This window comes from Photobacterium sp. 2_MG-2023 (assembly GCF_030547675.1).
GTDB lineage: Bacteria > Pseudomonadota > Gammaproteobacteria > Enterobacterales > Vibrionaceae > Photobacterium > Photobacterium arenosum.
The window spans coordinates 101,488-123,572 of sequence record NZ_JAUOQQ010000013.1 but is presented as its reverse complement, the minus strand read 5'-3'; the positions used below and the strand labels follow the sequence as shown (position 1 = coordinate 123,572).

The following is a 22,085-nucleotide window of genomic DNA, read 5'->3' as shown; positions in this document are numbered from 1 at the left end:
AAAGAAAGTGTTGGGTATTGAAAATTTATGGCTGTTCGTTGTCTCCGGCTTGTTACTGAATATGATTCCCGGCCCTGACTCGTTGCTGATTGCCGGACGAGCGGCAACGCAGGGGTTTAAAGCAGGCTCGGCGGCTGCGCTTGGGATAGGGACGGGAACAATGATTCACATTGTCGCCGCGGCATTGGGTTTATCCGCCGTGCTGGCTTCTTCCGCGACTGCATTTACTGTGGTCAAAATACTGGGTGGGGCCTACCTCATTTACATGGCAATCAGTATGCTCAGAAGCAGCAGTGCTGACGGTAACACTGAGGTAATGCAAAAGCCAAAGGCATCGCTAAAGCGAATTTACTATCAGGGATTCATCACCAACCTGTTTAACCCCAAAATTGCTGTTTTCTTTCTGGCATTTATGCCGCAGTTCATCTCTGCATCCAGCGACAATAAGGCATTGGCATTTATTGTGCTGGGACTAATTTTTAACGTGAACGGCATGTTATGGTGCCATCTGATTGCCTGGGCATCGTCTTCACTCAGCAATAAATTGTCCGTTAGCATCACGACTAAGAAATGGCTGTCCAGAGTCACCGCTAGCTTATTTGGTGTGTTTGGGATCAGGTTGTTGCTCACTTCACAAAGCTAACCGGTATGAAGCAGAGAAGCCTGAAGAATCTTTCTGAGGGTTATAAACAATAAAGCGAGGCCATAAGCCTCGCTTCGTTTTACTTCGTCATCAGGATTGATCAATCCTCGATGTAGTTCTCAATGCCAGGGCAAGAACAGATCAGGTTACGGTCACCGAAGACGTTATCGACACGGTTGACGGTTGGCCAGTATTTGGCGCCTTTACTGTGTGCGGATGGGTAGCAAGCCAGCTCACGGCTGTAAGCGTGGGTCCATTCGGCATCCATCAGATCAACCTGAGTATGCGGTGCATTGACCAATGGGTTGTCTTCCAGCGTCCACTCACCAGCCTGAACACGGGCGATTTCCTGACGGATGGCAATCATGGCATCGCAGAAGCGATCCAGCTCGGTCAGATCTTCCGACTCGGTCGGTTCAATCATCAGGGTGCCGGCGACCGGGAAAGACATGGTCGGCGCGTGGAAACCATAGTCCATCAAACGCTTCGCGACGTCTTCTTCCGAGATACCAGAGGCTTCTTTCAGCGGACGGATGTCGATAATGCATTCGTGTGCAATACGGCCTTGAGTACCGCGGTACAGTACAGGGTAGTGATCACGCAGGCGTTCCATCACGTAGTTAGCGTTCAGAATGGCCAGCTTAGTAGCCTGAGTCAGTCCTTCCGATCCCATCATCGCGATGTAGGCATATGAGATAGGCAGGATAGACGCTGAACCCAGCTCGGCAGCAGAAACGGCGTACTGAGCACCTTCGGTTGCTTTCACTGATTCAACGTGGCCTGGCAGGAATGGTGCCAGGTGTGATTTCACACCGATAGGTCCCATGCCCGGACCACCGCCGCCATGCGGGATACAGAAGGTTTTGTGCAGGTTCAGGTGAGAAACGTCCGAACCGATAAAGCCAGGGTTGGTCAGGCCAACCTGTGCGTTCATATTGGCACCGTCCAGATACACCTGACCGCCTGCGGCGTGAACCAGTTCGCACACTTCACGTACCGCTTCTTCGTACACACCGTGAGTAGACGGGTAGGTGATCATGATGCACGACAGATTATCGCGGTGTTTTTCAATTTTCGCTTTCAGATCTTCGACATCGATGTTGCCGTTGGCATCACAGCCAACCACCACAACTTTCATCGACACCATGGCTGCAGAAGCCGGGTTAGTACCGTGCGCCGAACTAGGGATCAGACACACGTTACGGTGGCTGTCGCCATTGGCCGCGTGGTAGCGTTGAATGGCAATAAGACCGGCGTATTCACCCTGTGCGCCAGAGTTAGGCTGCAGGGAGAAGGCATCGTAGCCGGTGATTTCACACAGCATTTCAGACAGCTTGCTCGCCAGTTCCTGATAACCCTGAGTCTGATCGGCCGGTGCAAACGGGTGCAAGCCGCCAAATTCAGGCCAGGTAACAGGGATCATTTCTGCTGCGGCATTGAGCTTCATGGTGCAGCTGCCCAGCGGGATCATGCCGTGGGTCAGAGAATAGTCTTTGTTTTCCAGTTTCTTCATGTAACGCATCATCTGCGTTTCACTGTGGTACTGGTTAAACACAGGGTGAGTCAGGAACTCTGTGGTGCGGCGACAGCTTTGCGGAATAGCGGCAAATTCGTCAGCGGCAATATCGTCTGTGAAAGCAGTGGCTTTCAGTGCCTGACCGGTGAAGATCTCCAGCAGTTCTTCGACGTCAGTGACTTTGGTGGTTTCATCCAGGCTGACACCCAGCTTGTCGCTGTATTTGCGCAGGTTGATACCGGCAGCCAGTGCTTTCTTGTAGATAGCATCGGTTTGTTTTCCTGAGTTGATGGTCACAGTATCGAAGAAGGTATCGTTCACCAGTTCCAGACCAGCGTTACGCAGACCAGCAGCCAGAATCGCCGTCAGGTGGTGAACGCGGCGACCGATGTTACGCAGACCTTCCGGGCCATGGTACAGCGCATAGAAGGCTGCCATATTGGCCAGCAGCGCCTGAGCGGTACAGATGTTAGAAGTCGCTTTTTCGCGGCGGATATGCTGCTCACGAGTCTGCATTGCCATCCGCAGCGCCTGATTGCCTTTGGCATCTTTTGAAACACCGATGACACGGCCTGGCATGGTACGTTTGTGCTGATCTTTGGTTGCCATGAAACCGGCATGCGGGCCACCAAAGCCCATTGGTACGCCGAAGCGTTGTGCACTACCGATAACAACGTCAGCACCCATTTCGCCCGGCGCTTTCAGGATAGTCAGTGCCAGCAGATCGGAAGCAACCGCAACCAGTGTTTTCCTGGCGTGTGCTTTTTCAATGATGTCAGTCAGGTCGGCAATAGCACCTGTTGTGCCCGGGTATTGAACCAGCGCACCGAATACGTCGTGGTTGTCCAGCTCTTCAGCTTGGCCACGGATGATCTCAATACCTATGTATTCTGCACGGGTCACGACCACGTCGATGGTTTGCGGGTGCAGGTCGGTAGAGATGAAGAAGGTTTTGCTCTTGCTCTTGCTGGCACGCTGACACAGGGTCATGGCTTCTGCGGCTGCAGTGGCTTCGTCCAGCAGGGAGGCATTCGCCAGTTCCATGCCTGTCAGATCCATGATCATCTGCTGGTAGTTCAGCAGTGATTCCAGGCGGCCCTGAGAAATTTCTGGCTGATACGGTGTGTAAGCCGTATACCAGCCCGGATTTTCCAGCACGTTACGCAGAATGACATTCGGCGTTAAGGTGTTGTAGTAACCCTGACCGATGAAACTGCGGTTGATGACGTTCTTACGGGCAACAGTCTTCAGCGCAGACAGCATGTCTGCTTCGCTTTGCGGCTGATCCAGCTTCATCGCCTCTTTCAGACGGATGGAAGCCGGTACAGTTTCTTCAATCAACTTGTCGATGCTGTCGGCGCCAATGGTCTGCAGCATTTTTGTCTGCTGTGCGTCATTTGGGCCGTTGTGACGGGCAGCGAAAGCTTTGTCGTCACTGAGTGCATGTAAAAGGTTCATGTCGGTCATGGTTCTTTCCTGAACAGTTACTACACATTGCCAGTGGATGTCTGGGCAATGGCGAGAATCATCTTGGGTTGGAAAAACGGCTTTCATGTTGAAAGCCGTGGTGTTCCATTACTCTTCGATAGCTGCCTGATATTGGTCAGCATCGATCAGTTTGCTCAGTTCTTCAACGTCAGCAATCTTGATTTTAGCAATCCAGCCGCCTTCGAACGGTGCTTCATTGATCAGTTCCGGGCTGTCACTCAGTTCTTCGTTGATCTCAACGATTTCGCCTGTTACCGGGGCATAGATGTCAGAGGCCGCTTTCACAGATTCAACCAGAGAGAAAGACTCACCGGCTTCGGTGCTGTCGCCAACGTCTGGCAGGTCTACGAAAACCACGTCACCCAGCAGGCCCTGAGCGTGGTCAGTGATACCCATAGTGATAGTACCGTCGCCGTTGTCGCGTACCCACTCGTGGCTTTCAGTAAACTTTAGGTTGCTCATTTAAATCTCCTCGCGCAATGTTTCTGCATCTTTGTTATTTGTGAGGGCAGGCGGGAATCGAAACTGCCTGCCGACCATTTTCTTTCATATTAAAATGAAGTTACTGGTACAGCGGGAAGCGGCTGCACAGTTTCTGTACCTGCTGCTTCACGCGTTGTTCTGTTTCGTTGTTATTGTCCGGACTGGCTGCCAGGCCATCCAGCACATCGCCGATCCACTCACCGATTTGCTTGAATTCGGCTTCGCCAAAGCCACGGCTGGTTCCAGCCGGTGTACCGAGGCGGATACCTGATGTCACCATCGGCTTTTCAGGATCAAACGGGATACCGTTCTTATTACAGGTGATACCGGCACGTTCCAGCGCCTCTTCCACCTGATTACCTTTCAGGCCTTTCGGGCGCAGGTCAACCAGCATCAGATGGGTATCAGTACCGCCTGTGACAATGTCACAACCGCGTGTCTGCAGCGTCTCTGCCAGCACCTTGGCATTGTTGATCACATTTTTGATGTACAGCTTGAATTCGGGTTCCAGCGCTTCACCCAGAGCAACAGCTTTACCGGCAATGACATGCATCAGCGGGCCGCCCTGAAGGCCTGGGAACACGGCAGAATTGATCTTCTTATTAATGTCTTCGTGGTTGGTCAGAATCATACCGCCACGAGGGCCACGCAGTGTTTTGTGCGTTGTTGTGGTGACAACATGCGCGTGCGGCAGGGGTGACGGGTGTTCACCGGCTGCAATCAAACCTGCGATGTGCGCCATATCTACCATCAGATAGGCTCCGACTTCATCGGCAATGGCGCGGAATTTCTCGAAATCCACCTGACGCGGAATTGCAGAACCGCCGGCAATGATCATTTTGGGTTTGTGCTCAAGTGCCAGCTCGCGCACCTGATCGTAATCAATATCGCAACTGCCCTGACGTACGCCGTACTGAACGGCGTTGAACCATTTGCCCGACAGGGCAGGGCGCGCACCGTGAGTCAGGTGACCGCCGGCATCCAGAGACATCCCCAGAATGGTATCGCCCGGCTGCAGCAGTGCCAACATGACAGCGCCGTTTGCCTGTGCGCCCGAGTGCGGTTGAACGTTGACGTATTCACACTGGAAAAGCTGTCTGGCGCGCGCAATGGCAATACGCTCAACTTCATCAACATGCTCACAGCCACCGTAGTAACGGCGTCCTGCGTAGCCTTCGGCGTATTTGTTGGTCAGGCAGGTGCCCTGAGCTTGCATGACGGCTTTGGAGACGATGTTCTCAGAGGCAATCAGCTCAATTTGCTGATTCTGGCGGTTCAGCTCTGCGGCAATACCGGCATTCACTGCGCCATCAACCTCGGCAAGGTTGGTTGAGAAGAACATTTCCAAGTCGTGGTTTTGGTATGAAGCTTTCATTTCACGTTATCCTCAATTCGCGCTCTGAACCGGTTCGTGCTGTTCGGTATATCGGTACGCAGAGCGGTATATGTCGTTATGTCTCGTTGTTATCGCTTCCCTGGCTTAAGCGAAGCACAGAAGTGCATTTGCCTAACAAGTGCGTTACATACGTTTCTATTGATAACGGATCAAACCAGAATTTCCAATAGTGGATTATTGTTCACTTTAGTGGTCGCAATCTTACGCAAACGTTTGCTTCTTGTCATGTAAATTTCTATGATAGGGACCATCTTTTCGGTATTAATCTGGCAGAAATGTGTGTCAGCTCTAATTCTTTTTAGTGGCTGACACCAGTGGTAATGCACTCTAGTGGCCGATTGCGCTGCTTTTTACGTTGTCATTGTAATGATATCAGCGGTGGAAAATCTGAGTGTCTGTTATTGGGAAAAGCGTCAGACTTTACCTTGTGTTTCCTATTGGAAACTTTATTTCAAATATGTTGTATAGGTCATGGTTTTGTCTTTGACTGGCTTCCCACTTGTTAACGGCTTGTGTAAGAATGACTGAAAGACGTGCCTCGGAGGGCAAAATGAGTAGTGATGAACAGCAAGTGGATCCGTATCCATCACTGACTGTCGCCAGGGAACGGGAGTCAGAGAATATTGAACCGTTGCAGTTAGGCAAGCGGTTGAAAGACATACGTATGGCTCATGGTCTGACATTGGAAGAGGCCAGCAAGCGTACCGGTTTGGCGCGTTCAACCTTGTCTAAGATTGAGAATGAACAAATCTCGCCGACCTTCCAGGCGATGCAGAAATTGGCCACCGGATTACAGATAGATATTCCGCAATTGTTTGCGCCGCCCAAGCAGCTGGTTGCAACCGGGCGGAGAGATATCACTCGACAGGGCGAAGGCAAGCCACATCCCACTACGACCTATGAGCATGAATTGCTGGCGACCCAGTTACGCAATAAGAAAATGATGCCCTTTAAGTCGCGGGTTCGTGCTCGTCATTTTGACGATTATTCCGACTGGATCCGGCATGACGGCGAAGAGTTTTTACTTGTGCTGTCCGGCAAAATTACTTTTTTTTCTGAGTTCTATGAACCGGTACGCCTGAGTGAAGGTGATTCAGTGTACTACGATGCCACCATGGGGCACATGCTGGTTTCGGTCAGTGATGAAGACGCACTTATTCTTTGGGTGACAGCGTCATAACCGTCGCGTTATCGCGGTAACAGACACAATGACAGAGGGATGAAACACAGCCTCTGTCGCACTTTGAGAACGGCTAGGTTGAGAGATAAGAAACTTTATCTACTATTGGAAACAGAGATACAGTTTATCTGCCTGCTAGCAACATCTACACGTGACAGGTTAAGTCAATCTGCCACAGAAATTGATGCAACAGCCGCTGTGCGGTGAATGGAGTAAATATCAATGTCTCAGGATCTTCTTGTTACACCTTTGCATGCCCTTCACATTGAGATGGGTGCCAAAATGGTTCCGTTTGCAGGTTACGACATGCCAGTGCAATACGCGCTGGGCGTGCGTAAAGAGCATATCCATTGCCGTGAATCAGCCGGTTTGTTTGATGTTTCCCACATGGGTCAGCTGCGTTTACATGGCGAAAATGCGGCGAAAGCCCTGGAAACACTGGTCCCTGTCGACATCATCGATCTGCCGGATGGCAAGCAGCGTTATGCTTTCTTTACTAACGAAAACGGTGGCATCTTAGATGATCTGATGGTGACCAATTTCGGTGATCATTTGTTTGTTGTGGTCAATGCGGCGTGTAAAGATCAAGACATTGCACACATTCAGGCGCACCTTCCTGCTGATGTGACGCTGGAAATTATTGACGATCGTGCGTTGCTTGCTCTGCAAGGCCCGAAAGCGGACGAGGTGCTGGCGCGTCTGAATCCTGCCGTCAGCGATATGCTGTTTATGGATGCCACTAAACTGGAACTGCTGGGCGCAGAATGCTATATCAGCCGTTCTGGATACACAGGTGAAGATGGTTACGAAATTTCCGTGCCGTCAGATAAGGCGGAAGAGCTGGCGCGTACATTGCTTGCCTACGGAGAAGTTGAGTGGATTGGTCTGGGTGCACGAGATTCACTGCGCCTTGAGTGTGGCCTGTGCCTGTATGGCCATGACATTGATACCACTACTACGCCGGTAGAAGCCAGCTTGTTATGGGGTATCAGTAAGCCTCGCCGTGCTGATGGTGAACGTGCGGGTGGATTCCCCGGCGCAGAACTGATTCTGAATCAGATTGCGACTAAAGATGTAGCCCGCAAACGTGTTGGTTTGATTGGTCAGTCGAAAGCGCCAGTGCGTGAAGGCAGCAAGCTGTTTGATGCTGACGATAATGAAATCGGCATTGTGACCAGCGGTACGTTTGGGCCGACGAAAGAAGCCCCGGTTGCTATGGCTTATGTAAAAACTGAGCTCGCCACGATTGGTACTGAGATTTTCGCTGAAGTTCGTGGGAAGAAACTGCCAATGACAGTGGAGAAAATGCCGTTCGTACCACAGCGTTATTACCGTGGTTAATGGTTGCTGTCAGCAGTGAAGCTTGTTGATAAAAATGGAAAGGAGCGCAATGCGCTCCTTTTTTCATTTCGTAAACATCAGCAGGGGGAACTGAGGACGTTTAGCGCTCAATCTCAGCCATCAATCATTTTGTAGGCTGAGGTAAACATCAGGCTGAAGCCCTCTTGCGAAATTTCCTGCGGGGTCAGTTCAGCAGCTTCCAATCGACGGTAACATTCATTCAAAGCAGCAATCACACGTTCCTGTTCTTGCTTATTCAATATTTCAGCGTTCATTCTTTTCTCTCTTTCTTTTTTTTGTTTTGAGTGATGACTGGTTCGCCACATGTGGTTAGTGAGTCATTGACAGAAAACGCTGTGGATGCACTTTGTTACTGGATGGGGCACAAAGTTCGTTACAGCTTTTCCGGTTAACTAGACCTTTCAACTGTGTCTATGTTTCCAGCTTAATCAAGCTGTGGCGGGATAATGTCAGGAAAAGGTAAAACCTAAAGCCGGCAGAGCGACTTTAGGTAACACATTAATAACGTGTATTTAAATCGTGCAACTTATTCAAAAATGCCTGAATCTGGGTTTCGTTGTTGTGGTGAAAATCTGTCGTTGTCTGGTTAATGACTGTGTCTGGATCTTCGTTCAGGGTATGAAAGTGATAAGTGTTGTGAAAGTTAACATCAACACTGACATTACCGTCTGACAGGCTGACGCTGTAACCGTCGTAACTCTCTGTACAGGTAATATCATCGAGCTGCTTGCCGTTTTCGACGGGTGTTCCCAGCGTTTTTATCTTTTCATAGGCGGTTAGTAAGGCGCGAACATCAACGCTGTTTTTCATGATGGCCTCCGGTTGGATGTACCCCTCATGCTTTAAATTTAGGTGCTTGGTCAACCCTTGCAAGCTTTATTGGTGTTTGATTAATCCAGATCAACTCAGGTTGTAACAATTTCATTACATGGTGCTGTTAATCTGGATAAACACTGGCAGGACTATTTCTGAGCTGGGGTAGTGACCTTCGATAAGGTGCATGATAATTTGAGGAAAGTCGCAATAACAAAACGGAATTTCACAGATGTTCAAGCAGCTTACTGAAGCACAACTCGATCCAATTTTATCCCTGACACAAATGTTCCGCGAGGATGCCCGTTCTGAGAAGATGGATTTGGGCATCGGTGTATACCGCAACAGCCAAGGTGAAACGCCAATTATGCAGGCGGTATTTCAGGCTGAGCAGCGTCTGTTGGAAACACAGAAAACCAAAGCGTATGTTGGGTTAGCGGGCGATGAAGTCTTCAATCAGGCAATGATGGATTTACTCATTAAAGATACCTCTGCTTATCAGCGTGCTGCTGCGGTACAGACCCCGGGCGCCAGTGGCGCACTGCGTATGCTGGCCGATCTGATGTATCTGGCTCAACCAGACACAACCGTGTGGATTTCAAACCCCAGTTATGTCAACCACAAGCCGGTAATGGAAGCGGCTGGCCTGAAAGTGAAGTTTTATCCGTACTTCGATACCGCAACCAAACAAGTTAACAGCGAAGCTATGCTGGCAGAGCTGGCGAAAGCCGGCCCTAAAGATGTGGTATTGCTGCATGGTTGCTGCCATAACCCGACCGGTGCGGACATTTCATTTGATGACTGGAAGGCAATCACTGAGCTGGCAAATAAAAATGGTTTCCTGCCTTTTGTTGATATCGCTTATCAGGGATTTGGTGACGGGCTGGAGCAAGATGCTGCCGGTTTACGCCATCTGGCTGACAATGTGGAAGAAATGATTGTTGCCACTTCCTGCTCAAAGAATTTTGGTTTGTACCGTGAACGTACAGGCGCGGCGATTATCATCAGTGATTCCCTGAAAGAAGCTCAGAAGGCCAAGGGCAGAATTCTGCAGCTGGCGCGTGCTTCTTATACTATGCCACCTGATCATGGTGCAGCTCTGGTGGCGACTGTCCTCAATGATGACTCTCTGACCGCCACCTGGAAAAGCGAGCTGACGGACATGAACCAGCGTTTGCGACGTCTGCGGGCGGGTTTGACTCAGGCTGTGCGGGACAATGGCTCCGATGCGTTTGATTTCATTGAAAAGCATAAAGGGATGTTTTCCGTCACAGGTTTAAGTCAGGAGCAAATTATTCAGTTACGTAATGAATTCGGTATTTATGCTGTTGGTGACGGCCGGATTAACATTGCGGGTTTACAGGAGCAGAAACTGGATTACCTGGCAAAAGCGTTACTGAGTGTCAGCCGCTGATCGATGGGTTAAAACTTCACTCAGGCAGACAGGCAGAAGGAGCACTCAGGTGCTCCTTTTTGATGTCACCTCTGAACCAGTGCCAGCCGCGATAGCGATGGTTTCAACAGCATAGTTTCAATGGCAGGGTTTCAAAGACAGGTTTTTTATTGATCAGGAAACACAAACTCAGCCTGGACTGGGTAATGATCTGACAGATCGCTGTAATAGCCATTATGCCAATATTCACCTTCCGGCAGTGGCCATTTACCTTTCAGGTAATGCCAGTACCATTGTTCATCAGCTTGCAGCTTCACCACTTTCATCGCCGCCGGTACTGTAGGTTGCAGATAGTGTTGGTGCCAGAGTACATAATCCAAAGTATCGTTGTAGTTGAGTGAGTATCCGTCTCTGTACGCACCTGATTTTGTGACCCAATTGTATTTGGCAGAGAAGCTGCCGGTGCTCGGTTCGGGAAAGAACAGATGGCTTTGTGTCGTTGCCAGCATGTCTGCAATCTGATCCTGGCGGCTCCATTCCACATTCAGATCGCCTGCAATAATAACGGGCTCTGAGGTCGGAATAGCTTGTGCTGAAATGAAATTCTGCATTTCAGTCAGTTGGGCCATACGCACCGGGTGTTCTTTATCCGGGTTGTCAGTACTGGATTGCAGATGTGTACCAAGCAGATGGAAGCGCTGACCATTCTTGTCAATTTCGACGTAGGCAAAACCTTTGTTGGAATAATAATCCCAGGTGCTGTTGTCGCTGGTGTGATAAACATGTGCTTTTTGGCTCACAATGGGGTAGCGGGACAAAATAGAGACGCCGCCACGCACAACCACAATAGAGTTAGAACAATCGCCTGTTAATGCATCCCATCCCCGACCGCTGCAATCTAAGCCCACAACCGGTGTTTGATATGGATAAAGCGACGCCAGTTCATTAAGCATGACTTCGGAATCTGGGTTGAAAGCTTCATTGATGATCAGCACATCGGGAATGTTCTCCAGGGCAGAAATCGCAGCGGGTATCCGCTGGGCGCGATTGGTCTGATCCCAATCGCCGAAAGACAGTAGCAGCGTGTTGTACGCCATGACGTTTAACGATTCTGCCTGAGTGAAGGATGACAACAATAATAAAGTTGTTCCTATCGTTTTTTTCATCGAAAGTGTCCTTGTTGATTAATTAAAGAGAATCATTCTCCCGATGAAATAATAGGTACAGTTATGTTAAGGAGTTGTTGCTTCAAGATGAAAGTTAACGCTAACCAGCAGAAAAATAAGAATATTTGAGAAATAACTCGAAAAAATGAAATTTAGCCAGCAGAAATTACTGGGCTGAAATCTGGCTGGCAGCAGGTGTAGAAGGGTAAACAGCAATGGCGCGGTGGATCAGTCTGTACCGGCAAGGAAAGCACAGACTGACGGGCTTAACATAACCACAAACTTTCCGACTTATCAGACGCTTGCTGAATGAGCCAACTTGTCATGGCAGCGACAAGTTCATCATGATTTGGCAGCGGAAGCGCACAGATATCGCTGATTAAGGTGTCGTTCGGGGTGTCCGGGTTAGTAAACAGCATACCGCAGGCTGCAGGTTTACCTTGATAGAAACCCACGAACAGTTGAGCCGGCCCGTCGGTTTCCAGCATGATTTGCGTCAGAAACTCTATGACAGCTTCAGACTCTTCATCTTGCCATTGGCTGGCATGAACCAAAGAAAATCGGATAGTGAGAGGGTGGCAATCGACAGGGTAGACACTCAACAGATCTGAAGGCAAAGCGAAATCAGAGGCTTGAACCGAATTGGCTGTCAGTTCGTTATGCGCGGTGTTGTAAAGGGCGAGACCCTGTTTGCTGAGTGCTGTGGGAAACTCAGCGTCCGTAATATGACTGGCCATCCAGACATTTTTTTGTGCGAGCAAGTGTGTGATTTGAGAATGCATATCGTCGATTTCTGCTGGATTCAGCCTCAACGATACATGAAACAGGCAAAAGAAGGTATGTTAAATTTTTACAATTCCGCTGATTCAGCGTGAGTCAGGAATCAGTGCTTATCAAAGTAGTCCTTATTCCTGATGTATTTGTGCATATAGTGGTAGGTAATAGGGCGTAATATCCAGCTCACCAGTGATTTGTAGAGTCTGACTGGTGTCGAGATGTTGTCGTAGATCTTCTCGTTATGCAGCCAGAGCATTTTCCCTACATGCCAGTGCATCAGAGGGATGGCTGGCAGAAAGGTGACAATGTCCAGATCGCAGCAAATCCGGTAGGTGCAGTGATGGTAACTGTAGGCTTTTTTGAAGCTCCAGAAACCGGCCGCCGGTTGCCCGAAAGTCACAACCCGTTTGATAGCGTCAGGAAACTCTTTGCCCAGCCTTTCCACTGTCAGTACCGCCATGGCGCCACCAGAGGAATGGCCGGTAAAAGACACCTTTTTTCCGTTGCTGATTAAGGGTAACAGGGTTGAGCGAATCTGCTGGTAGAGCGATTCATCCTGGAAATGCTCAGCATCGGCGGCTTGCAGATAATCAATTTCTTGTGAAGCCGACATGGAGGGGAACGCCTCTGCGTACCGATTTGTGTCTATTTTACTTTTCTGTTCCAGAAGAGAGTGATAGCCCCAGTGGACATGATAAGGCTTATGTCTTCCTGGCAGCTTTTGCGGAAAACACGCAAAGTTGAGTAGCCAGTCCCACAGGTTTTGCGATCCTTTGAACACGACTATGGCTTCATTCTGCTCTCCCCAGAGTACCCGGATAATGGTTCGCCCCCATCTGTCGGTAATATCTCGCCGGCCTGCCGGGTCAAAGCCATACTGAGTATGGTCAAAGTCAGCCGGATAAGCCTGTCGGCATAAAATGGCGTAGCGTTCGTACTGATAGCGTTTAAGTTTCTTCATACAGTCGGCAAATTGGTGCTTCTGTGTGTGATGACTCCCCTGAGGCTAGCGGGTTAACATCGCAAATTCATGACAATATGACAGTTACATTTTGGTGTAACGTTTCTCTCAAGTTTCTCTTAACATTCACTAATTCAATGATCAAAGCATAGCGCTGCTTGTTTTTTGTTCTTTATGCTGTCATTTTGGGTAGGTAAACTATGCGCATCTGGCATTGTGCGCACAGTGTGCCATGTTGTTTAGGGCATATCCCGAAAGGGAATCACAAGGACAATTGCTAAATTGAAGCCAACTTTAGGAGAATGACTGATGGAAAATGGTTTACAAAAGGCTTTGCAACAACAATGGTCTTCACCGGTGTTTGACCCTAGCCTGTACTTTTCTCACGTTGAAACCTGGATGCAGGTTCACCGTGCATGGGAAGCGATTGCGGCGAAGCAGTTTATCTGGGCAACACACGACAGCTATGACAATACCATCCGGCAGTTCGAACAAGCCGACAAGGTATTGAATGAAAAAGTGCAGCAAACCAAAGAGCAAGGACTGGTGTTTCCGTTCGATATGATGCAGTTGGCCAGTGAGAATATGCTATCGGGTTGGTTGGCGATGACGGGTCAGGAAAGCGCTGCTGCAGACAATTCACAACAAATGGCTGAGCTGGAACAAGCGTTAGCGCTTATGACGGCAGAGTGTGAAAAAGCGCAGAAAGCCAAGCAAACGGCACAGCGTAACCAGCGTAAAGTGAAAACCGAGCTTGACGCCAGCGCGGCGAAAGTGGCATCGCTGAATGAGGAACTCCGTTCGGTAAAAGCGGAACTGGCTGCAGCAAACAAGCTGGCTAATAAAGAGCAAACAGAATTGCTTGCCGGGCAGAAAACGCTTCAAAATGAGAATGATGCACTGAAAAAGCAACTGAAAGAATTGCAATCCTTACAGGTGTCACAAGCTAAAGCATCACAAACCAAATCATCAGACGTGTCCTGAAAAACGGGTCAATCGAATGCCGTGTACATCAAGCGCCGAAAGGCGCTTTTTTGATCGGACAGAGAAAAGGCAACCGGACAAACACTCAGGCGCCGAAGACTGGGGGAGGTCTTCTTTTTGTCCGGCTGCCATAAAATGAAACCAGCCAGCTAAGTGCTTCATTCTGTATAAGAATAAAGGGCAGAAGCTGAATGCTGCGGTTTCATGTAACAGCAATGTAGACTAAAATAGGGAAACAAAAAATTGAAAATCCCAATTTAAAAGGTTCCCCTTTTCTATGAGTGGTCAGCGTCTGAAAACGCAATTCCAGCGTCTTTATAGCCATTTTTCCGGTCAGGACAGCGATACAAACTTGCAAGACATGTCTGATGTGCTGTTTTGTACGCGCCGCAATGTACGTATGGTCATCAATAAGATGGTCGAGAAGGGATGGATAGACTGGGAACCGGCTATCGGTCGTGGCAAACAGTCACGGTTAGTCTTTCATAGTACGGATACTGAGCTGCAGTACAATCACGCCCGCAAGCTGGTCGCCGATGGCAAACTGGAACCCGCTCTGGAAGCGCTGGGGCACGATGCCAACAAGCTGGCACAGTTAATACAGGAACAGCTTGGGCTGACTACGCAAAAAGGACGTCAGATCGTTCGCGTCCCGTATTACCGCGCGTTTACCAATCTCAATCCGCTTCGTCCGCTCCGGCGTTCTGAGCAGCACCTCGTTCGGCAGATTTTCAACGGACTGACGCGGATTAATGAGGAAAAAGAGGAAACCGAAGGCGATCTGGCTCATCATTGGGAGGCCTTTTCTGCTCGTCACTGGCGGTTCTATCTGCGTCCTGCTGTTCGGTTTCACGACGGCAGTCTGCTGGACAGCCAGGATGTAGTGAAGAGTCTCGAGCGGCTGAAAGAACATAAATTATTCTGTCACCTCAGCCATATTTCTTCACCCTTCCCTAATACCGTTGATATTCGTCTTAGCCATGATGATTATCGTTTGCCTGATTTGCTGGCCAACATCATGGCGGTGATTCAGCCTGCCGAGCTGGACAGTGAAAAGGAGGCGGATTTGTTTCCTGTGGGCACCGGGCCTTATAAAGTCACGCAAAATGACAGGCAGCGTTTGACACTGGAAGCGTTCGATCACTATTTTGGATTCCGGGCTCTGATAGATGTGGTCGAGATCTGGATTTTAACCGGTGTCACCGCCTGCTATTTGCAACCCGGAACGGATAGGGTTGTTGAGCAGATTAAGGACGTGAACGATCAGTTGACCTTGGATGAAGGATGCAGCTATCTGTTGCTAAACAGAGTCAATGGGCTTGCCAGCGATCCTGAGTGGCAGGCGTATTTTCAGAGCCGGCTTGCGCCAATGCAATTGCTGTCAAGGATGAATCCGGCAGAGATAGGCGATATCCGTCTGATCAATGCCTTTGGATTGTTACCTGGTTGGACAGATCTTAATCCGCTACCGATAAAAGCTGCTCTGCCTGCTAAACGCATGGTGACGCTGGCGTTCCCGCAACATCATCCGGTTTACCATGAGCTTGCCCGGGCGATCGACAGTGTTCTGGCTGAAGATGGACTGAGACTCAAAGTGATGGAGCTGAGCAACACAGATGTATTGATGGGGAAGTACGCGGATAAGATCGATATCTGGCTAAATGGTATGAGCCTGAGTAATCACAGAGATGATGCTCTTCTGACCTGGTTCTACAGTTTCGACCATATTTCACGGGCTATGCCTGAAAATGAATTTGATTCACTGAATCAGCGTGTTATGGCATGGCGTTCAGAGAGCGGCCGTACGTGCCCCAGTCATGACATAGGTGCGAATCTGGTCAAATCAGGACAAGTGATCCCTTTATTTCATGCCTGGTTAGGGGTGTACAGCGCCGGTCCGGTACAAGGTATGGAACCCAATTCCATGGGATGGTTTGATTTTAAATCCGTCTGGCTGAAACCGGGTCTGGAGTAGACCCGGTAGCGTATGCTGTTTATTGCGTGGTTTCTGCGATTGCTTTATCTGTTCTCGGATCCCAATCCTGATCACTGAACCAGCGCCCAATAGGCCGCCAGACGGTATCTATCATGGATTTGTACCACGGCGCTTTTTCTGAAGTTTCCGCCGCAAGAATCGGTTGAACTGTCAGTAAATGCTTGTCGAGATACCATTCAACTTTGCCAACCTGCTGGCCTTTGGTAACAGGGGCTTCCAGATTGGAGTTGTAGAAGACTTTGTGCTCCAGACTTTTCCGCTGACGGCGCGGTACGGTAAGAACGCCGCCATCGCCCACTTCAACCTGAACATTTGACGGAGAGCCATACCAGACTTTGGCTTTTTTCAGTGTGTTATTGTCAAAATCAGGTTTGAGATCCTGATAAAAACGAAAGCCCCAGGTTAGTAATTTTTTGCTTTCGTTACGGCGGGCATTCACGTTTTCTGTTCCCAGTACCACGGCTATCAGCCTGAAATCCCCTTGGGAAGCGGATGAAACCAGGCTATAGCCTGCATCTTTGGTATATCCTGTTTTCACGCCATCGGCATTAAGGCTGGTGTCCCAGAGAAGTGGATTACGGTTGCCTTGTTTAATGTTGTTGAAAGTGAATGATTTGATTTTGAACAGTTCATACATTTCAGGCAGGTCACGAATAAAGGCTCGCGTCAGCAGCGCCATATCATAAGCCGTTGTCGCTTGCTGATCATTGTCTAAACCATGCGGGTTGGCAAAATAGGTATTATTCATGCCTAGGTTTTCAGCCTGGCGGTTCATCATTTCGATAAATGCTGAAGTATGCCCGGCAACATGCTCAGCAAGAGCAACAGTGGCATCGTTACCGGAAGAAATGATTACGCCATGATTGAGGTCATCAACGGAGACTTCATCGCCCACTTTGATAAACATAACCGAAGAACCCGGAAATTTTTGACTCCAGGCATTTTCGCTGATCACCACTTTGTCGTCATCGTGAATATGACCGGCTTTCAGCTCAGTTCCGACCACATAACTTGTCATAATTTTGACCAGGCTGGCGGGGGCATGCGCTTTGTTCTCATTACTGCCTGCGATCACTTGCCCTGACTGATAGCTCATCAGAACCCAAGCGTCGGCGGCTATCTCAGGAGGGCTGGGTATCAGCGGATCCTCTGCTGATACAGGGGGAATCAAAGAAAGGTACAGGCCGGTTGTAAAGCATAACAACGCGGGTCTAAACAGTGTTTTTATCATAGTCCAGTGCCCCTATTCAGATGACGCCGAGTGATACCAACCAGAATACAGGTCTGCTTATTTTCCGGTCCGACAACCCGTGATTGAGATGGAGTTTTTGTATTTATTGTCACGAGTTAGGTTAGTTTTCGCTTTATCACTGGCTGTTATTCTTCATGAAAAATCTGACCATACACAGTTTCTGATTGGTACTACTTCCAGCTTAGTAAAAACTCTGTTCGTGAGGATATTTTTTACCGCCTGGCTGTATTGTTTAGCCAATGACGCTGTCAACGAACCTCTTCATGTTTGTTTCATATTATGTTGTTAATTTGATGTAGTTATCAAAAAGGTGATAGCTCATTCATAATTTTGTTCATAAATCGAGATTTGTGTGCAACTTTGAGTTCTTAACACTTAGTTAACAAATATCGCGGGAATTTACATGAAACGAGCATTAACTCTGCTGGGACTTTTAACATTCGGAGTGCAGGGCGTGGCAGTCGCTCAGGTCAGTAACGGCGACTTTGAAAGCTGGATTAATGGGAGTCCGGAACATTGGACAACCATTGATTCAGGGATCAGTGTAGATGTAACCAGTAGTCAGGTTTACTCAGGGAGCAGTGCTGCGGCAATAACTGTTAATACTGGAACGCAAAGTTCAACGGATTTTCGTCAGACTGTCAGTGTGACTGATGGCGAAACTTATGAGTTCAGTGTCTGGATTTACCACACTGAGGGAGGAGTGGCCGCACGCTTGTATGTTGATGGTTATCTGGAATATTCCACTCCTGCCACTACCGGTCAGTGGCAGCAGCTCAGGTATAGCTATACAGCTGGGAGTACCACCAGTATTGAGGTAGGGCTACGTTTCTATGATCAGCCGGGCTTTGATGGCTCTGAAGTCGTTTATGTGGATCGGTTTGAACCCACCGGCAGCGAAGGCGGCAGTTCAGGAGGAACAGGCTCAGGTGGCGGACTGAGTGATTTGTCGAGTTACTACCAAACGGCTGAAGGATTGACCGGATATACACTGAAAACAGCATTGTACAATATCATCAAGGATCACAGTGCTCAGAGCTATAGCGATCTGTGGACGTTTTATAGCGAGTATGAACTGGATGAAAGCTATGAAAATGACGGTTCCATTCTGGACATTTATTCAGAGAATCCGTTGGGAACCGATAGCTATACCTTTACGCCAGGTAACGATCAATGTGGCTCCTACAGTGGTGAAGGCGATTGTTACAACCGCGAGCATTCTTTCCCTCGGAGCTGGTTCGGCGGGGCCGTCGCACCGATGAATACCGATGTGCATCATGTGTTCCCGACCGATGGTTATGTGAATGGCAGACGAAGCAGTTATCCCTACGGCGAAGTTGGCAGTGCGACTTACATTTCTGATAATGGTTCAAAGTTGGGATCGACTGCATCCGGCCTGAGTTATTCGGGGACAGTGTTTGAGCCTGTAGATGCCTTTAAAGGTGACATTGCCCGGGCTTATTTTTATATGGCCACCCGCTATCAAAACGTGATTTCCGGCTGGGAATCGAATAACACATACGGCGACGCAGTGTTGAACGGAACTCATGATCAGGTGTTTGAAGAGTGGTTTCTGACAATGTTACTGCAATGGCATCAGGAAGATCCGGTCAGCCAGAAAGAATTAGAACGCAACGAAGACGCTTACAACTTCCAGGGCAACCGCAACCCGTTTGTTGATTATCCGGAATTTGTGACAGAAATATGGGGCCAGTAAGCACCTCTCAGTCAGGGACCCGTTTGGGTCCCTTTCTTTTTTTCATTAAACGGTTGTCTCTGCGAAGAGTGAAGCACCACAAATTTTTGAGTCATTTCATCGCATTATTGCTGTGCTGAACCACAATATAAAAAATGCAACAGTGTATTGTTTGTTGAGTGTGTTGTCTCATGGAGTAGAGAATGCGTAAAAAAGTGTCTTACTTTGTTCTTTTTCTGATCTTGCTTGGATGCCCCTTTTTAGCCAGTGCCAGTGCCGATGGTATAAGCTTGGATCTGACCCGGACAGCTATTGGCTATATCGCCATTCTGATATTTGTTGTGGCTTATGGGTTGGTAATGGCGGAAGAGTATCTGCAGCTTCGCAAGTCAAAACCTATGCTGCTGGCGGCAGGTGTTATCTGGATCATGATTGGTTTTGCTTATAAAGAGCAGGGCGCGATTGAGACAGCACACATGGCGCTTGAGCATAACTTACTGGAATACGCTGAACTGATGCTGTTTTTGCTGGTGGCAATGACGTATATCAGCGCCATGGAAGAGCGACGCTTGTTTGATGCCCTACAAAGCTGGATGGTCAGTAAAGGGTTTAACTTTAGAGCGCTGTTCTGGCTGACGGGGTTCCTGGCATTTTTTATCTCTCCGGTTGCCGACAACCTGACCACAGCGTTACTGATGTGTGCCGTGGTGATGAAAGTGGGCGGGGAGAATACCCGTTTTATCAATCTTGCCTGTATCAATATTGTCGTGGCTGCCAATGCCGGCGGTGCGTTCAGTCCGTTTGGTGATATCACAACCCTGATGGTCTGGCAGGCTGGTCTGGTTCGGTTCACCCAGTTTTTTGAGCTATTTGTTCCTTCGCTGGTGAATTATCTGGTCCCTGCACTCATCATGTCTTTCTTTGTTCCCCGCACCAAACCTGAAACGATCAGCGAGTATGTGGAATTGAAACGAGGTGCGCGGCGTATCGTGATTCTGTTCTTGCTGACGATACTGACGGCGGTTGGCTTTCATGCTTATCTGCACTTCCCGCCGGTAATGGGGATGATGATGGGGCTGGCTTATCTCTCTTTGTTTGGTTTCTATCTGCAAAAAACCTTGCCGCGTTCACTGGAGAAAAAGCGGGCGATAGCCATGGCCAATAACGATAATGCTGCGTTGGAGCGTCTTGGCTCAGTGGTACCCTTTGATGTATTCAGACGGGTATCAATGGCGGAGTGGGATACCCTGTTGTTTTTCTATGGTGTGGTGATGTGTGTCGGGGGTCTGAGCCTGCTGGGATATCTGAGTGTGGCCTCGCACCTTATGTATACACAATGGGATCCAATGTGGGCCAACATTATTGTTGGTGTCCTTTCTGCTGTGATTGATAATATTCCGGTCATGTTTGCAGTGCTGACAATGAACCCGGATATGTCGATTGGCAACTGGTTGCTGGTAACGTTAACCGCTGGCGTTGGTGGCAGTTTGCTGTCGATTGGTTCTGCCGCCGGTGTCGCCCTGATGGGCGCTGCTCACGGTAAGTACACCTTCTTTGGTCATCTCAAATGGGCACCGGTTATTGCACTGGGGTATGTATTGAGTATTGTGGTGCATCTGATGCTCAATACAGCTGAGTTTGGTTAGGCCAACAGGGTACTGAGAACGATAGGGCACTAGGGTGAAAATCTCGATTCCGATCATACGTCGGTGACAGGTCAATAACCGATACGGCGACGACCTGATTGAAGATATTGTGCCTGCCCCCCAACAACAATGCGGTGGCAGGCAGAGGTTTACAATGCGGATTTAAGCTCTGCAATCAAGCGATCAATATCATCACGGCTGACATCTAAATGGGTAACCAAACGCATTGGATTTCCCTTACTCAGGAGAATCCCTTTTTCTTTCAGTGTTGAAAGTAATTGCGTCTGATTAATGCCATCGTCCACTTTAGCGAACAGAATATTGGTTTGTACCCATTCTGGCTTAGTGCTGAATCCTTTCACAGTGTTCAACTGCTCCGCTAAATAACGGGCATTGTCATGGTCTTCTTTCAGGCGGGCCGCATTTTCCTGAAGTGCGATCTTACCCGCTGCGGCCAGAATACCTGCCTGGCGCATGCCGCCACCCAGCACTTTGCGCCAGCGTCTGGCTTTTTTGATGAATTCTTTATTGCCAAGTAACAGCGAACCCACAGGTGCGCCCAGTCCTTTCGACAGGCAAATCGTGAACGAATCGAAGTATTTGACTATTTCGGTGATATCAACATCCAGCGCTGCCACAGCGTTGTAAACCCGGGCTCCATCCAAGTGCAGCGAGAGGCCGTGTTGATCCACAAAAGATCTGGCTTCAGCCAGATAGGACAGCGGAAGCACCTTGCCGTTAATCGTATTTTCCAGACTGAGCAGCCTGGTACGTGCGAAGTGGCTGTCGTCCGGCTTGATCGCAGCAGCCAGCTTATCAAAAGGCAGTGTTCCGTCTGGCAGGTTCTCGACCGGTTGCGGCTGAATTGAGCCCAGCACCGCTGCACCGCCGCCTTCAAACTTGTAGTTGTGCGCCTGCTGTCCGCACAGGTATTCATCCCCGCGTTCGCAGTGAGCCATCAATCCCAGTAAGTTAGCCTGGGTGCCGGAGCTGCAAAAAAGGGCGGCTTCAAAACCATGTCGCTCTGCAGCCCAGAGTTCCAGTTCATTGACTGTCGGATCATCCCCGTAAACATCATCACCAACGGCAGCATTGGCCATTGCCTGACGCATCGCTGCTGAAGGACGGGTGACGGTATCAGAACGAAAATCAAGGTATTGTTCAGATGGGTTGGAAAGGCTCTCGGTCATTTATTTTCTTCCATTAATTGTGCGCTCAGAAAGCGATTTTTCCAGAGAAATGACTATAGCATGGGACCGAAGTAAGGGGAGTTGTTTGCTGCCAAAAAAGACTCCGGGGAATTCCCGGAGTCTGATGTTTATAGTGAAACGGC

Annotated in this window: 18 protein-coding genes; 8 read left to right on the top strand and 10 right to left on the bottom strand. The window is 49.1% G+C overall.

All coding sequences use genetic code 11. The annotated features are described in order from the left end of the window. Positions 1-7: 7 nt before the first annotated feature. On the top strand, positions 8-643 hold the full coding sequence (locus tag Q4491_RS12500) for a LysE family translocator (protein WP_303457869.1): 636 nt from the start codon (positions 8-10) through the stop codon (positions 641-643). A gap of 100 nt (positions 644-743) precedes the next feature. Here the strand turns inward: Q4491_RS12500 and gcvP are convergent, their stop codons facing one another. The 3 genes from gcvP to Q4491_RS12485 all read right to left on the bottom strand — a co-directional run bounded on the left by gcvP (position 744) and on the right by Q4491_RS12485 (position 5,505). Then, positions 744-3,626 (bottom strand): aminomethyl-transferring glycine dehydrogenase, encoded by a 2,883-nt coding sequence (gcvP, locus tag Q4491_RS12495; RefSeq protein ID WP_303457867.1) that lies wholly within the window; start codon positions 3,624-3,626, stop codon positions 744-746. 108 nt (positions 3,627-3,734) lie between these two features. Next, positions 3,735-4,109 carry a glycine cleavage system protein GcvH gene (gene gcvH, locus Q4491_RS12490; protein WP_218385570.1) on the bottom strand — a complete coding sequence of 125 codons (375 nt, stop codon included), beginning with the start codon at positions 4,107-4,109 and terminating at the stop codon, positions 3,735-3,737. Positions 4,110-4,209: 100 nt separating this feature from the next. After that, positions 4,210-5,505 carry a serine hydroxymethyltransferase gene (locus Q4491_RS12485; RefSeq protein WP_218385567.1) on the bottom strand — a complete coding sequence of 432 codons (1,296 nt, stop codon included), beginning with the start codon at positions 5,503-5,505 and terminating at the stop codon, positions 4,210-4,212. A gap of 571 nt (positions 5,506-6,076) precedes the next feature. On the opposite strand from Q4491_RS12485, the gene Q4491_RS12480 reads away from it, so the two are divergent. Together Q4491_RS12480 and gcvT are read left to right on the top strand one after the other, a co-directional pair. Continuing rightward, entirely contained in the window at positions 6,077-6,706 is a 630-nt protein-coding gene (locus Q4491_RS12480) for a helix-turn-helix domain-containing protein (protein ID WP_192013995.1), read from the top strand. A 222-nt stretch (positions 6,707-6,928) separates the two neighbouring features. Further along, positions 6,929-8,047: a glycine cleavage system aminomethyltransferase GcvT gene (gene gcvT / locus Q4491_RS12475; RefSeq protein ID WP_303457864.1), complete on the top strand. Its 1,119-nt coding sequence runs from the start codon at positions 6,929-6,931 to the stop codon at positions 8,045-8,047. Positions 8,048-8,160: 113 nt separating this feature from the next. On the opposite strand, the gene Q4491_RS12470 is transcribed toward gcvT, so the two are convergent. Both Q4491_RS12470 and Q4491_RS12465 read right to left on the bottom strand, forming a co-directional pair. Next, on the bottom strand, positions 8,161-8,373 hold the full coding sequence (locus Q4491_RS12470) for a hypothetical protein (protein ID WP_192014560.1): 213 nt from the start codon (positions 8,371-8,373) through the stop codon (positions 8,161-8,163). A gap of 193 nt (positions 8,374-8,566) precedes the next feature. Further along, positions 8,567-8,878 (bottom strand): DUF3081 family protein, encoded by a 312-nt coding sequence (locus Q4491_RS12465; protein WP_027251070.1) that lies wholly within the window; start codon positions 8,876-8,878, stop codon positions 8,567-8,569. A 235-nt stretch (positions 8,879-9,113) separates the two neighbouring features. On the opposite strand from Q4491_RS12465, the gene Q4491_RS12460 reads away from it, so the two are divergent. Then, positions 9,114-10,295, top strand: coding sequence for an amino acid aminotransferase (locus Q4491_RS12460; RefSeq protein WP_192013992.1), 1,182 nt, complete (start codon positions 9,114-9,116; stop codon positions 10,293-10,295). Between the two features lie 146 nt (positions 10,296-10,441). On the opposite strand, the gene Q4491_RS12455 is transcribed toward Q4491_RS12460, so the two are convergent. From Q4491_RS12455 to Q4491_RS12445, 3 genes are all read right to left on the bottom strand, one after another. After that, positions 10,442-11,440 (bottom strand): sphingomyelin phosphodiesterase, encoded by a 999-nt coding sequence (locus tag Q4491_RS12455; protein ID WP_303457859.1) that lies wholly within the window; start codon positions 11,438-11,440, stop codon positions 10,442-10,444. A gap of 266 nt (positions 11,441-11,706) precedes the next feature. Continuing rightward, complete coding sequence (locus tag Q4491_RS12450) at positions 11,707-12,222, bottom strand: hypothetical protein (RefSeq protein ID WP_303457857.1); 516 nt, start codon at positions 12,220-12,222, stop codon at positions 11,707-11,709. Positions 12,223-12,323: 101 nt separating this feature from the next. Continuing rightward, positions 12,324-13,178: a lipase gene (locus Q4491_RS12445; RefSeq protein WP_237796372.1), complete on the bottom strand. Its 855-nt coding sequence runs from the start codon at positions 13,176-13,178 to the stop codon at positions 12,324-12,326. A gap of 309 nt (positions 13,179-13,487) precedes the next feature. On the opposite strand from Q4491_RS12445, the gene Q4491_RS12440 reads away from it, so the two are divergent. Next, positions 13,488-14,162 carry a hypothetical protein gene (locus Q4491_RS12440; protein ID WP_303457853.1) on the top strand — a complete coding sequence of 225 codons (675 nt, stop codon included), beginning with the start codon at positions 13,488-13,490 and terminating at the stop codon, positions 14,160-14,162. 277 nt (positions 14,163-14,439) lie between these two features. Further along, positions 14,440-16,137: an HTH-type transcriptional regulator SgrR gene (sgrR, locus tag Q4491_RS12435; RefSeq protein ID WP_218385550.1), complete on the top strand. Its 1,698-nt coding sequence runs from the start codon at positions 14,440-14,442 to the stop codon at positions 16,135-16,137. 19 nt (positions 16,138-16,156) lie between these two features. On the opposite strand, the gene Q4491_RS12430 is transcribed toward sgrR, so the two are convergent. Continuing rightward, entirely contained in the window at positions 16,157-17,254 is a 1,098-nt protein-coding gene (locus tag Q4491_RS12430) for a D-alanyl-D-alanine carboxypeptidase family protein (protein ID WP_303457851.1), read from the bottom strand. A gap of 559 nt (positions 17,255-17,813) precedes the next feature. Between Q4491_RS12430 and Q4491_RS12425 the strand changes: the two genes are divergently transcribed. Continuing rightward, positions 17,814-19,127: an endonuclease gene (locus Q4491_RS12425; RefSeq protein ID WP_303457849.1), complete on the top strand. Its 1,314-nt coding sequence runs from the start codon at positions 17,814-17,816 to the stop codon at positions 19,125-19,127. Between the two features lie 182 nt (positions 19,128-19,309). Further along, positions 19,310-20,752, top strand: coding sequence for a sodium:proton antiporter NhaD (gene nhaD, locus Q4491_RS12420; RefSeq protein WP_303457847.1), 1,443 nt, complete (start codon positions 19,310-19,312; stop codon positions 20,750-20,752). Positions 20,753-20,901: 149 nt separating this feature from the next. On the opposite strand, the gene ltaE is transcribed toward nhaD, so the two are convergent. Beyond that, positions 20,902-21,942, bottom strand: a complete 1,041-nt coding sequence (gene ltaE / locus Q4491_RS12415) for a low-specificity L-threonine aldolase (RefSeq protein ID WP_303457845.1) — start codon at positions 21,940-21,942, stop codon at positions 20,902-20,904. Between the last annotated feature and the right edge of the window lie 143 nt (positions 21,943-22,085).